Origin of the sequence: Streptomyces sp. NPDC046900 (assembly GCF_040644975.1) — a bacterium.
GTDB lineage: Bacteria > Actinomycetota > Actinomycetes > Streptomycetales > Streptomycetaceae > Streptomyces.
In genome coordinates, this window is sequence record NZ_JBEYXD010000003.1 from 255868 (window position 1) to 268183 (window position 12316).

Below are 12316 nucleotides of genomic sequence, written 5' to 3' on the forward strand. Positions count from 1 at the left end.
GGGGATGAGTATCGGTGAGGTGACGAGTATCGGTGACATGGGTAGAACGTCCTGCGGCCAGTCCCAGGTTCCTGACGTGGAACGGGCTCGCCTTGGCACCGGTCACCCCTGCGCTGGGGCACGTCCGTTCGGACATGGGTGAGGCCGGCGAAGAACCGCTGCCCTTCGTGGTCGAGGCGGTCTCGCCGGAAGGCAGGCACCGTGCGGGTCCGAAACCCGGGAGCGGTGCCGGGGCTCGGCCGGGGACAATGGGCCCCGTGCGCTACCGGATTCTCGGCACCACCCAGGCACTCCGCGCCGACGGCACTCCCGTCCCGGTCGGCGGGGCCCGGCTGCGTGCCCTGCTGACCGTACTCGCCGTGCGGGCCGGACGGATCGTTCCGGCCGCCTTCCTCGTGGACGAGGTGTGGGACGGGGACCCGCCCGCCGACGCCACCGGTGCCCTCCAGGCGCTGGTCGGGCGGTTGCGCCGGGCGCTCGGCGCGGACGCCGTCGAGTCGGTGGACGGCGGCTACCGGCTCGCCGCCGCACCGGACGAGGTCGACCTGCACCGCTTCGAGCGGCTCGCCGGAGAGGGCATACGCGCACTGGCCGACGGCGACCCCGCGAAGGCGGCGGTCGTCCTCGACGACGCCCTCGCCCTGTGGCACGGCCCCGCCCTGGCCGACCTGCCGGACCGCACCGCCGAGGCCGCCCGCTGGGAGACCCGCCGCCTCGACGCGCGCCGGGCCCGACTGACCGCGGCCGTCGCCCTCGGCCACGGCGAGCAGCATCTGCCCGAGCTGACCGCCCTGTGCGATCTGCACCCGCTGGACGAGCCCCTCCAGGCGCTGCGCCTGCGCGCCCTGCGCGACGCGGGCCGCCCCGCCGAGGCGCTGGCCGCCTACGAGGACGTACGGCAGATGCTGGCGGACCGTCTCGGCTCGGACCCCGGACCGGAGCTGCGGTCACTGCACGGGGAACTGCTCCAAGCCCCGGAAGCGGTTGCGTCCCACGTCCCGGGCCGCCCCCGGCCACCCGCCGACGGGGGCGCCGACGCGCCCGCACACCCCGGGAACCTCCGCGCCCGCCTCACCTCCTTCGTGGGACGGGGCGCCGACATCGACACCCTGCGCGCCGACCTCGCCGGCGCCCGGCTCGTCACCCTGCTCGGGCCCGGCGGCGCCGGGAAGACCCGGCTGTCGCAGGAGGCCGCCGAGTCCGTGGCCCACCTGGCGCCGGACGGGGTGTGGCTGGCCGAGCTGGCCCCGGTCGACGAGCCCGATGCGGTGCCGGAGGCCGTGCTGACCGCCGTGGGCGGGCGCGAGACCGTACTGCGCGGTGCCGGAGCCGAGGAGATGCGCGCCGTCGCAGAGCGGCACGACGACCCGCTCGTCCGGCTCGCCGAGCACTGCGCGCGGCGGCGCATGGTGCTCATCCTCGACAACTGCGAGCACCTCGTGGACGCCGCCGCCCACCTCGTCGAGCATCTCCTTCAGCACTGCCCGGGGCTGACGGTCCTCGCCACCAGCCGCGAACCCCTCGGTGTGCCGGGGGAGTTGCTGCGCCCGGTCGAGCCGCTGCCGCAGCCGTACGCGCTGAAGCTGCTCGCCGACCGAGGGGCCGCCGCACGGCCCGGCTTCCGCGTCGAGGACGATCCCGGGGCCGCCGCCGAGATCTGCCGCCGCCTCGACGGGCTGCCGCTCGCCATCGAACTCGCGGCCGCACGGCTGCGGATGCTGTCGCCGCGGCAGATCGCCGACCGGCTCGACGACCGTTTCCGGCTGCTCACCTCCGGCAGCCGCACCGTACTGCCCCGCCAGCAGACCCTGCGGGCCGTCGTCGACTGGTCCTGGGATCTGCTGGACGCGGACGAACGCGCGGTGCTGCGCCGGCTGTCCGTCTTCTCCGGCGGCTGCGACCTCCACGCCGCCGAGGCCGTGTGCGGTCCCGCCGCCCTGGAGGCGGTCGGCTCGCTGGTCGACAAGTCCCTGGTGGTGGCCGCCCCTTCGGGCGACGGGGAGATGCGCTACCGGCTGCTCGAGACCGTAGCCGAGTACGCGTCCGAACGGCTCGACGAGTCCGGCGAGCGGCCCCGGGCCGAGCGCGCCCACCTCACGTACTACCGCGAAGTGGCCCGCACCACGGACCCGTTGCTGCGCTCCGGCGGACAGCGAGCCGCCATCGAGCGGCTCCAGGTCGAGTACGAGAACCTGCGTGGCGCGCTGCGCCGAGCCGTCGCCGCCCGCGACGAGCAGGAAGCGCTCTGCCTACTGCTCTCGCTGTGCTGGTACTGGCAGATGCGCGATCTGCGGAGCGACGCCCGTACCTGGTCGGCCGCGGTCATGACCCTCGGCCCCGATCCGTTCGCGGCGCCCGCCCGGCCGGTGCCGGACATCCCCGAGAGGTGCACCGACAACCCGCCGCCGATGTCCGCGGACATGCTGGACGAGGCCCGCCGGGGCGCCCATCTGGTCTACCTCGCCTGCATGGACATGGACATGCAGGCGTGGGAGACGCCGCAGGCCAAGGAGAAGCTGCGGGTCATCGCCGGGACCTACCGGCCCGGCCAGCCGCAGACCTGCCGCGTCCCCGGCTTCCTGTGGTTCTTCGCCGTCCTGCTCACCTCGGACCTCGAGGGCATCCGTGGGGTCATCGACGCGTCGGTCCGCACCTGCCGCGAGCTCGGTCACACCTGGGAGCTGGCCCAGGCCCTGCAGTTGCGCGCCAACATCCTCGCCAACCGCGGCGACTGGTCGCAGGATGCGACCCAGGACGCGGACGAGGCGCTGGACATCTTCCGCCGGATCGGCGACACCTGGGGCGCCGCCGAGGCCCTCTCCGCCCGCGGCGAGGCCCGCGAACGCGCCGGTGACTATCTGCTCGCAGCCGCCGACTACGAGGAGGCGCGGCAGTACGCCGAACAGCTCGGCGCCCGCTCCCAGATGAACGTGCTCGATGCCCGCCTCGGCAGCGTCCTGCTGGACGCGGGCGACACCGAGCGAGGCGAGCAACTGCTGCGCCGGGTCCTGGAGGACGCTCACGGCACGGTGCACGACGCGTTGCCCGCGGCCCGGATCTTCCTGGCCATGTGGCTGAGCCGTACGGACCGCGTGGACGAGGCGCGCGAGCAGGTACGGCAATTGCGCGAGGAGTTCGGGGCGGTCGGCTTCGTGGTCTTCGACGGCCTTGTGCTCGGTATGGAGGCCTGGCTGGACGTGGCCGATCAGCGGCATGAGGAGGCCCTGCCCAAGGTGCGCACGGCACTGGCGCGGGCCGCGGACCAGATGACCCGGGTGATCGCACCGCAGATGTCCTCCGTGCATCTGGTCACCGCCGCGAACGCCCTTGCCCGCGCGGACGGTGGACGCCGCGCCCGGGACGCCGCCGTGTGCCTCGGTGCCGCCGACCGCGTGCTGCCGCCCGGCCACATCCGGACTCCGGCGGAGCGCGAGGCCCGCACCATGGCGGAGTCCGGGGCCCGGGCCGTACTGGACGACGCGGCCTACGAAGCCGCGTACGCCGAGGGCGACGGGCTCTCCCTTGAGGAGGCCGTCGCCCTCGTGTGACACGGACCGGGTCGTCGAGCCGGGCCGCCCGGTCAGGTCTTGGTCGTGAACTTGCGGATGGCGACCGGTGCCATGATCGCCGTGATCGCGACCGACCAGACCAGGGTGATCGTCACGTCGTGGGCGATCGGCTGGCCGCCGTTGATCAGTCCGCGCGCGGCGTCCGCGAGCGTCGACAGCGGGTTGTAGTCGGTGAAGGCCTGGAGCCAGCCCGGCATGGTGGACGGCGGAGAGAAGATCGACGATCCGAACTGCAGGGGCATCAGCACGAGGAACCCCATTCCCTGGATGGCCTGGGCGCTCTTCATCACCACACCCATGGTCAGGAAGATCCACATGATGGCGGAGCCGAAGACCATCGACAGACCGATGGCCGCGAACAGCCCCGGCACGCTGGTGACGGACAGACCCAGCATGAAACCGACGGCGAGCAGGATCGCGGTGGCGACGAGCATCCGCCCGATCTCCACCGTGATCTTGGCGATCAGCACCGAGGAGCGGGCGATGGGCAGGGACCGGAAGCGGTCCATCACACCCGTCTGGAAGTCCTGGTTGAAGCCGGTGCCCACGCCCATGGCGATGTTCATGCCCATCATCGCCATCAGGCCGGGCACCAGGTAGTTGACGTACTGGTCCTGGTGACCCTTGCCCGCGATCGCACCGCCGAAGACGAACACGAACAGCAGGCAGAACACGATCGGGAAGAGGATCGCGTCGAACATGGACTCCGGGTCCTGGCGGATCCACAGGAGGTTGCGGCGGACCAGGGCGCCGATGTGGCGCAGCTGGGCCCTGGGGCCGAGGCGGCCTTCACCGTCGGCGAGGGGAGCGGTGAGAGTCTTCGAAGGGGCGGGGCGGAGCGCCTCGTCCAGGGTGGCGGTGGGCGACGGGCGGGAGCTCATACGGCGACCTCTTCACGGGCGGCGGACGCGTCCTGCGGGGCACCGGCCTTGTGGCCGGTGAGGGACAGGAACACCTCGTCCAGGCTGGGCAGTTCGGTGGCGATGCCGGCGAGCGTGATGCCGCGGGCGGTGACCGCGCCGACGACGGCGGTCAGCTGTTCGTCGCTGAGGATCGGCACGAGCACGGTGCCGGTCTCGGCGTCCACGGTCGCGTTGCCGAGGCCGGTGAGACCGAACTCGTCGAGCGCGGCGGCGGTCGGGTGGAGCTCCCGCGGGTCGGCCGGGCGGATGCGCAGCGTACGGCCGCCGACCTTCGCCTTCAGTTCGTCGATCCGGCCGCCCGCGATGACCTTGCCGCGGTCGATGACGGTCAGCTCGGAGGCCAGCTGCTCGGCCTCCTCCATGTACTGGGTGGTGAGCAGTACGGTCGCCCCCTCGGCGACCATCCGCTTGACCTCGGTCCACACCTCGTTGCGGGTGCGCGGGTCGAGCCCGGTGGTGGGCTCGTCGAGGTAGAGGACGGCGGGGTGGCCGATCATCGAGGCGGCGAGGTCCAGCCGGCGCCGCATACCGCCGGAGTACGTGGACGCCGGGCGCCGCGCGGCCTCCGTGAGCGAGAACCGCTCCAGAAGTCCCTCGGCCCGGGCCCGGGCCTCCTTGCGGGGCAGGTCGAGGAGCCGGCCGATCATGTACAGGTTCTCGAATCCGGAGAGCTTCTCGTCGACCGAGGCGTACTGGCCGGTGAGGCCGATCACGCGCCGCGTCTGGCGCGGCTGCCGGACGACGTCGTAGCCGGCGACGGTCGCGTGACCGGCGTCCGGGGTGATGAGGGTGGACAGGCAGCGGACCAGGGTGGTCTTGCCGGCGCCGTTCGGGCCGAGCACGCCGAGGACGGTGCCCTCGCGCACATCGAGGTCGACACCGTCCAGTGCCCTGGTCTCGCCGTAGTGCTTGACCAGCCCCCGTACGGTGACGGCCGCGTCCGGGGCGGCGTCGATGGGGTCGTTGTCGATTCGCGTCATGCCGACCAAGGTGCCAGCCCCCACCGACAAACCACCGACAGCCCGCCTACACCTGCCGACCGACCACCGACACCTGCCGACGGATCGGCTACAGCTGGGGACGCGCTGGTGACGGTCGGGAGGGGACGCCTACGGCTGGGGATGGGTTGGTGACGGTCGCCATGGGACGCCTACGGCCGGCGGGGGCTGGCGACAGTCCGGACGGGTCGCATACGGCTGGGGCTCGGCCGCCGACAGCCCCTACCCGGTCGCCTGCGGCGGGGAGGGACCCGGGACAGCCCTGATGGGGGGCGCCTTCGGTCGGGGAGGGGCCGTCTACACCTGCCGATGGGTCGCCTACACCTGCCGAAGGGATGGTGACGGTCCTGACACGGAGTGCCTGCGATCGGCAGGGGCCGGTGACAGCCTTGATGGATCGGCTGGGGCCAGTGACAGCGTTGACGGGGGCACCTGCGGTTGCCGGGGGACCGCCGACAACCGCCGACGGGTTGCCTGCGGCCGGCGAGGAACCGGCGTCAGCCCAGACAGGGGCGTCTACGGACGCCGAGGGACCGCCCACCGTCCCGACGGACCCCACGTCCAGCGGCAGCGGCGCACCAGCACCGGCCCGGCGGCAGCGGCGGACCAGCACCAGCCCGGCGGATCGCCTACGGCCCGCGAGACACCGTTGCCGACGGACCGCCGGCAGACGGGCCCCCGCCGCAACAGCCGGCAGCCCGCCGACGGGGGAAGATCGGCGGGCTGCCGCTGCGCCCTCCATGGGGGCGCGGGGAACTGCGCGACCGGCCAGGCACGGTCCGCAGCGTGCCGGTTACCGCACCCGGGCTCAGTGCACCGAGTGCTCTTCGAGCGGGAACGTCCCGCCCACGACGTCCTCGGCGAAGGCCTTCGCCGTATCGCCCATCACCTGGCGCAGGTCCGCGTACTTCTTCACGAACTTCGGCACCCGGCCGCCGGTCAGCCCCATCATGTCGGTCCACACGAGGACCTGCGCGTCCGTGTCCGGGCCCGCGCCGATGCCGACCGTCGGGATGTGCAGCGCGCGGGTGACCTCCGCGGCCAACTCCGCCGGGACCAGTTCGAGCACGACCGCGAACGCGCCCGCGTCCTGCACCGCCTTGGCGTCCCGCATCAGCTGCGCGGCGGCCTCCTCGCCGCGGCCCTGCACCCGGTAGCCCATCGCGTTGACGGACTGCGGGGTGAGCCCGATGTGCGCCATGACCGGGATGCCGGACTCCACCAGCAGTTCGATCTGGCCGTGCGAGCGTTCGCCGCCCTCCAGCTTCACCGCGCCGACCCCGGCCTCCTTGACCAGGCGGGTGGCCGAGCGCAGGGCCTGCACCGGGCCTTCCTGGTAGGACCCGAAGGGCAGGTCGCCGACGATCAGGGCGCGCTGTGTGCCCCGGACGACCGCCGCCGAGAGCATCGTCATCTCGTCGAGGGTGACGGGTACCGTCGTCTCGTACCCGAGGTGGCAGTTGCCCGCGGAGTCGCCCACGAGCATGACCGGGATACCGGCCTCGTCGAACACCGACGCGGTCATCGCGTCATAGGCGGTGAGCATGGGCCACTTCTCGCCGCGTTCCTTGGCGGCGGTGATGTCCCGAATCGTGATGCGGCGGGTGCTCGTTCCCCCGTACAGCGCCTTGCTGCTGTCGGACGGCTTGAGCACACTCTGAGCGGACTGTCCCTGGGCAGCGGGAAGCTGCGTCATCGCAACGCTCCTTCTGTCATCTCGAGGCGCCCTGACGGCGTCCCCGGACCACCCCCATGGTGGCACTTCGTGCCAAGCGCGGCTAGTGCGGGGTGAGAAGGGGGCCCGCGTCCCAGGACCTAGGCCGGTTTTCGCGGCGACCTAGGTCTTTCCTTAAGGTCTCCGTAAAGTATTCCGATACGAGACCGTTCCGTATCGAAAATTGCCTAGGCTCGTTGCCATGACTACCCAAGCTGTCCCCGTCGAGCGGCGGGTGCCCGAGGCGGTGCACAAGCGCCGCTGGGCCATCCTCGGCGTGCTCATGCTCAGCCTGCTGATCGTGGTGCTCGACAACTCCATCCTGAACGTCGCGATCAAGACGATCTCCACGCCGGCGCCGACCGGCCTGGGCGCCACCCAGAGCGAGCTGGAGTGGGCCATCAACGCCTACACGCTCGTCTTCGCCGGACTGCTGTTCACCGCGGGGCTGCTGGGTGACCGCCTGGGCCGCAAGAAAATGCTGCTGGCCGGCCTCGTGGTGTTCGGCGCCGGGTCGGCGCTCGCCGCCGAGTCCGGTTCTCCGGGGCAGCTCATCGCCTTCCGCGCGCTCATGGGCCTCGGTGCGGCCTTCGTGATGCCCGCGACGCTCGCCGTCCTCATGAACGTCTTCGAGCGTGACGAGCAGCCCAAGGCCATCGGCATCTGGGCCGGCGGTGTGGGCCTCGCCATCGCCATCGGCCCGATAACCGGCGGTGTGCTGCTCGACCACTTCTGGTGGGGCTCCGTCTTCCTGATCAACGTGCCGATCGTGGTCGTCGCCCTGGCCCTGATGATCTGGCTGGTCCCCGACTCCCGCGACCCCAACCCCGGCCGCATCGACCCCATCGGCGTGGTCCTGTCGGTCGTCGGCCTGGTCCTGCTCGTCTACGGCATCATCAAGGGCGGCCAGCTCGCGGACTTCACCGACGCCACGGTCCTCGCGACCATCGCCGCGGGTCTCGCCGTGCTCGTGCTGTTCGTCGTGTTCGAGAAGCGCAGCGACCACCCGTCCATCGACGTCACGTACTTCAAGAACAAGGTCTTCTCCGCCGCCATCGCCGCGATCGCACTGGTCTTCTTCGCACTGATGGGCGTGACCTTCTTCTCCGTCTTCTACACCCAGAGCGTGCGGGGCTACTCGCCGCTGCAGACCGGTCTGCTGATGCTGCCGCTGGCCGTCGCGCAGATGATCTTCGCGCCGCGCGCCAGGCTGCTGGTCGACCGGTTCGGCAACAAGGCCACGACCACCGCCGGCATGGTGGTCATCGCGGCGATGCTCGCAGCGTTCGCCGCCCTGCAGGCCGACACGCCGATCTGGATCCTCGAGGTCATCTTCTTCCTGATGGGCACCGGAATGGCGCACATCATGACCCCGACCAGCGTCGTCATCATGCAGGCGCTGCCCCGGGAGAAGGCGGGCTCGGCGTCCGCGCTCAGCAACACCTTCCGCCAGGTCGGCGGTGCCCTCGGCATCGCGGTCCTCGGCTCGGTCCTGTCGACGGCCTACCGCAACGGCATCCAGGACAAGCTGTCCCTGCTCCCGCCGGGCGTCCGCCACACGGCGGGCGAGTCGATCGAGGCGACGCTCGGCGTGGCCGCGAAACTCGGCCCGAACGGCAAGGCCCTCGTCTCCCCGGCCAACGACGCGTTCCTGCACGCGATGCACACCACGGCGCTGTGGGGCGCGGGCGTCGCGGTGATCGGCGCGGTCGTCGTGGCGCTGTTCCTGCCCGGGAAGGCGCCGGCCACGCAGAAGGGCAAGGAAGAGCAGGAGTTGGTGGGGGCCGATCACTGACGGCACGTCATGGCCGGGCACTCGGGGCGCCGGGTGCCCGTTCAGGCGTACACGGGGGGAGAATCATCCCAGCGCAGCAAGGACGGAGTCGAACGTGAGCCTCGCGCAGAGCCGGCCTCAGCAGGACTGCCCCGTACGGGGACGCCCCCGTAGCGAGGCCGTGGAACGGGCCATCCTGGAAGGGGTGATGAAGCTCATCGAGGAAGGCGTCCCCCTCGCGGACCTGTCGATAGAGCGGATCGCCCGTACGGCCGGTGTCGGCAAGGCCACCATCTACCGCCGGTGGAGCAACAAGGAGGACCTCTTCGTCGACGTCCTGCGGGCGGGCGAGCCGGAGGACCCCGAACTGCCGGGAACCTCGATGCGCGACGACCTGGTCGTGCTCCTGGAGTCGCTGCGGCAGCGCGGACTGGCCAACCGCTCCTCGGCCATCCTGCGCAATGTGCACGCCCAGATGAAGAGCAGCCCCAAGATCTGGGCCGCCTACCACACGACCGTCGTCGCCCCGAGGCGCCGGCTCGGGCTGGAAGTCCTGCGCCGCGGCCAGGAGAACGGCGAACTGCGCAAGGACGTGGACGTCGACCTGATGAACGATCTCCTCGTCGGCCCCATGCTCGTACGCTCCTTGCTGCGCCCCGACGCCCGGCTCGAGAAGGGACTCGCCGAGGAGATCGTCGACACGGTCCTCGAAGGACTACGGCCCGTCAGTTCACCGGAGTAATGTGCTGGTTTCGTCACAGACGGCACCTCTCGTGCCGTTGTTCGGAACTCCGGGCTCCGCGTTCGCCGTCCTCGTGTTCGTACGGCCGCCATGGGGCGGCAGAGACGGAGCCGATCATCCCCTAGGGTCGTAACGGCGGGGGCGACGGTGTGCACGGCAAGTGGTGAGGCGACGGTATGGCGCAGGCGTACAAGACGGAGGCGGGCGGCGGCGGCACGGGTCCGTACCGCAGAGGATCCCGGCTCCGGCACCTGCGCGGCGGCGGCATCTGGCGCCGCGGGATCGTGCTGGCCGCTCTCGCGGTCGTGCTCGCCCTGGTGATGGTGCTGCACGCGAAGATCCCCAACGCCATAGGCAATCTCGGCAGCCTCTCCGAGACGTTTCTGCCGTGGCTCGGAGTGGTGTTCATCCCGCTGCTGCTGATCCTCGCGCTGGTGCGCAGGTCGGCCACCGCGCTGATCGCTCTGCTGGCGCCGCTGGTCGTGTGGCTGAACCTGTTCGGCGGTCTGCTCGGTGACAAGACCGGGAGCGGCGGCGATCTGACGGTGGCCACGCACAATGTCAACGCCGACAACCCCGACCCGTCCGGCACCGCCCGCGACGTGGCGAACTCCGGCGCGGACGTGCTGGCCCTGGAGGAGCTGAAGGCGTCCGCGGTCCCGGTGTACGAGCGGGCGCTGGCGTCGACGTACAAGTACCACTCGGTGCAGGGCACGGTCGGGCTGTGGAGCAAGTACCCGCTGCGCGGGGTGAAGGCGGTGGACATCAAGCTGGGCTGGACGCGGGCGATGCGGGCCACCGTCGACGCCCCTGAGGGGCAGGTCGCCGTCTACGTCGCCCATATGCCCTCAGTGCGGGTGAAGCTGGCGGCCGGGTTCACCGCGCGGCAGCGCGACACCAGCGCGGACGCGCTCGGCGAGGCCATCGCGGGCGAGAGGCTGAGCCAGGTGATCCTGCTGGGTGACCTCAACGGCACGATGAACGACCGCGCGCTCAGGGCCGTCACCTCCCAGATGCGCTCCACCCAGGGTGCGGCGGGCAGCGGCTTCGGGTTCAGCTGGCCGGCGTCGTTCCCGATGGCGCGGATCGACCAGATCATGGTCAAAGGCGTCCAGCCGGTGAGCTCGTGGACCCTCCCGCGGACGGGGAGCGACCACCTGCCGATCGCGGCGCGTGTGAAGGTGGACACGGGCTCGTAACCCGCTGGAATAGTCGGCGTGAGAGGCTTTGTTCCGTACGTGAACATATTGATCGCTCCGTACGGAACTCCGCTCTGAAAGGCCCCTCATGCCCCTGGCCCTGCTCGCCCTCGCCGTAGGCGCCTTCGGTATCGGCACCACCGAGTTCGTGATGATGGGCCTGCTGCCCGAGGTCGCGGACGATCTGCACATATCCATCCCCGTCGCCGGGCATCTGGTCTCGGCGTACGCACTGGGCGTGGTGATCGGAGCGCCGCTGCTCGCCGCGGTCACCGCCCGGCTGTCCCGCCGCAAGGTCCTCATCGGCCTGATGGGACTGTTCGTGGTGGGCAACGCGCTCTCGGGCCTCGCGCCCGGCTACCACGGGCTGCTGGCCGCCCGCTTCCTGAGCGGACTGCCGCACGGTGCCTTCTTCGGCGTCGGCGCCGTCGTCGCGACCGGTCTGGTCGCCCCCGAGCGCAAGGCGCGCTCGGTCTCACTGATGTTCCTGGGTCTCACGGTCGCCAACATCGCCGGCGTGCCCGTCGCCACCTTGACGGGCCAGCACCTGGGATGGCGGGCGACGTTCCTCGGTGTCAGCGTGATCGGGGTGGCGGCGATCGTGTCGCTCTTCCTCCTGATCCCGCACGACCACACCCACGCCCCGGCCGGCGGACTGCGGGGCGAACTCGTGGCCCTGCGCTCGCTGCCGGTCTGGCTGGCGCTGGGCACCACGGTGGCGGGCTTCGGCGCCCTGTTCTCGGCCTACAGCTACATCACGCCGATGCTGACGGACGCTGCCGGCTACGCGGACGCCAGCGTGACCCTGCTCCTGGCCCTGTTCGGCGTGGGCGCGACGATCGGCAACCTGGTGGGCGGCCGTCTGGCGGACCACTCGCTGCGGGGCACGCTGTTCGGCGGCCTGACCGCACTGGCGGCGGTGCTGGCGCTGTTCCCGCTGCTCATGAGCGCGCAGTGGAGCGCGGCCCTGGCGGTGGCCCTGCTGGGTACGGCCGCGTTCATCACCGGTTCCCCGCTCCAGTTGATGGTGATGGAGAAGGCCTCCGCAGCCCCCTCCCTCGCCTCCTCGGCCAACCAGGCGGCCTTCAACCTGGCGAACGCGGGCGGCGCGTGGATCGGAGGCCTCGCCCTGGCCGCGGGCTTCGGCGCCACCTCCCCGGCGGTCGCGGGCGCGGCTCTCGCCGTGCTGGGCCTCGCGGTGGCGGGTGTCGCGTACGCGGTGGACCGCCGGCAGGGCACTCCGAAGACCGGGCGGGAGCGTGTGGTGGCGTCGCATCTGCCGGACCACGCGGAGAGCGTGCGCGGCTGACAAGGGTGTCGAGGGGCCGGGCCGGTGGCTCGGCCCCTCTTCGCACGATTGGGCCGAGCGCTGCCGGCCCGTAGCTGGGTGCCCCCGC

Annotated in this window: 8 protein-coding genes; 5 read left to right on the forward strand and 3 right to left on the reverse strand. The window is 71.6% G+C overall.

Translation table 11 applies throughout. The features are described 5' to 3' along the window. The first annotated feature begins 248 nt into the window (after positions 1-248). A complete protein-coding gene (locus ABZ904_RS05295) occupies positions 249-3548 on the forward strand; it encodes a BTAD domain-containing putative transcriptional regulator (protein ID WP_361821315.1) in 3300 nt (1099 codons plus the stop codon). A gap of 32 nt (positions 3549-3580) precedes the next feature. On the opposite strand, the gene ABZ904_RS05300 is transcribed toward ABZ904_RS05295, so the two are convergent. The 3 genes from ABZ904_RS05300 to panB all read right to left on the reverse strand — a co-directional run bounded on the left by ABZ904_RS05300 (position 3581) and on the right by panB (position 7186). Next, positions 3581-4450, reverse strand: coding sequence for an ABC transporter permease (locus ABZ904_RS05300; RefSeq protein ID WP_359393386.1), 870 nt, complete (start codon positions 4448-4450; stop codon positions 3581-3583). Further along, positions 4447-5472: an ATP-binding cassette domain-containing protein gene (locus ABZ904_RS05305; protein WP_359393388.1), complete on the reverse strand. Its 1026-nt coding sequence runs from the start codon at positions 5470-5472 to the stop codon at positions 4447-4449. Before ABZ904_RS05305 ends, ABZ904_RS05300 begins: the two co-directional genes overlap by 4 nt. An 826-nt stretch (positions 5473-6298) precedes the next feature. Continuing rightward, positions 6299-7186, reverse strand: coding sequence for a 3-methyl-2-oxobutanoate hydroxymethyltransferase (gene panB, locus ABZ904_RS05310; protein ID WP_361821241.1), 888 nt, complete (start codon positions 7184-7186; stop codon positions 6299-6301). Positions 7187-7406: 220 nt separating this feature from the next. On the opposite strand from panB, the gene ABZ904_RS05315 reads away from it, so the two are divergent. The 4 genes from ABZ904_RS05315 to ABZ904_RS05330 all read left to right on the forward strand — a co-directional run bounded on the left by ABZ904_RS05315 (position 7407) and on the right by ABZ904_RS05330 (position 12228). Beyond that, on the forward strand, positions 7407-8999 hold the full coding sequence (locus ABZ904_RS05315) for an MFS transporter (protein ID WP_359393392.1): 1593 nt from the start codon (positions 7407-7409) through the stop codon (positions 8997-8999). A 94-nt stretch (positions 9000-9093) separates the two neighbouring features. Next, positions 9094-9720: a TetR/AcrR family transcriptional regulator gene (locus ABZ904_RS05320; protein ID WP_359393394.1), complete on the forward strand. Its 627-nt coding sequence runs from the start codon at positions 9094-9096 to the stop codon at positions 9718-9720. Positions 9721-9896: 176 nt separating this feature from the next. Continuing rightward, complete coding sequence (locus ABZ904_RS05325) at positions 9897-10919, forward strand: endonuclease/exonuclease/phosphatase family protein (protein WP_360988918.1); 1023 nt, start codon at positions 9897-9899, stop codon at positions 10917-10919. Between the two features lie 88 nt (positions 10920-11007). Continuing rightward, positions 11008-12228, forward strand: coding sequence for an MFS transporter (locus ABZ904_RS05330; RefSeq protein ID WP_361821245.1), 1221 nt, complete (start codon positions 11008-11010; stop codon positions 12226-12228). The last annotated feature ends 88 nt before the right edge of the window (positions 12229-12316 follow it).

Excerpts from the sequence above, each read along its gene's own strand:
- ABZ904_RS05295 (WP_361821315.1), top strand. The coding sequence starts at position 249 with ATGGGCCCCGTGCGCTACCGGATTCTCGGCACCACCCAGGCACTCCGC.
- ABZ904_RS05300 (WP_359393386.1), bottom strand. The coding sequence starts at position 4,450 with ATGAGCTCCCGCCCGTCGCCCACCGCCACCCTGGACGAGGCGCTCCGC.
- ABZ904_RS05305 (WP_359393388.1), bottom strand. The coding sequence starts at position 5,472 with ATGACGCGAATCGACAACGACCCCATCGACGCCGCCCCGGACGCGGCC.
- panB (WP_361821241.1), bottom strand. The coding sequence starts at position 7,186 with ATGACGCAGCTTCCCGCTGCCCAGGGACAGTCCGCTCAGAGTGTGCTC.
- ABZ904_RS05315 (WP_359393392.1), top strand. The coding sequence starts at position 7,407 with ATGACTACCCAAGCTGTCCCCGTCGAGCGGCGGGTGCCCGAGGCGGTG.
- ABZ904_RS05325 (WP_360988918.1), top strand. The coding sequence starts at position 9,897 with ATGGCGCAGGCGTACAAGACGGAGGCGGGCGGCGGCGGCACGGGTCCG.
- ABZ904_RS05330 (WP_361821245.1), top strand. The coding sequence starts at position 11,008 with ATGCCCCTGGCCCTGCTCGCCCTCGCCGTAGGCGCCTTCGGTATCGGC.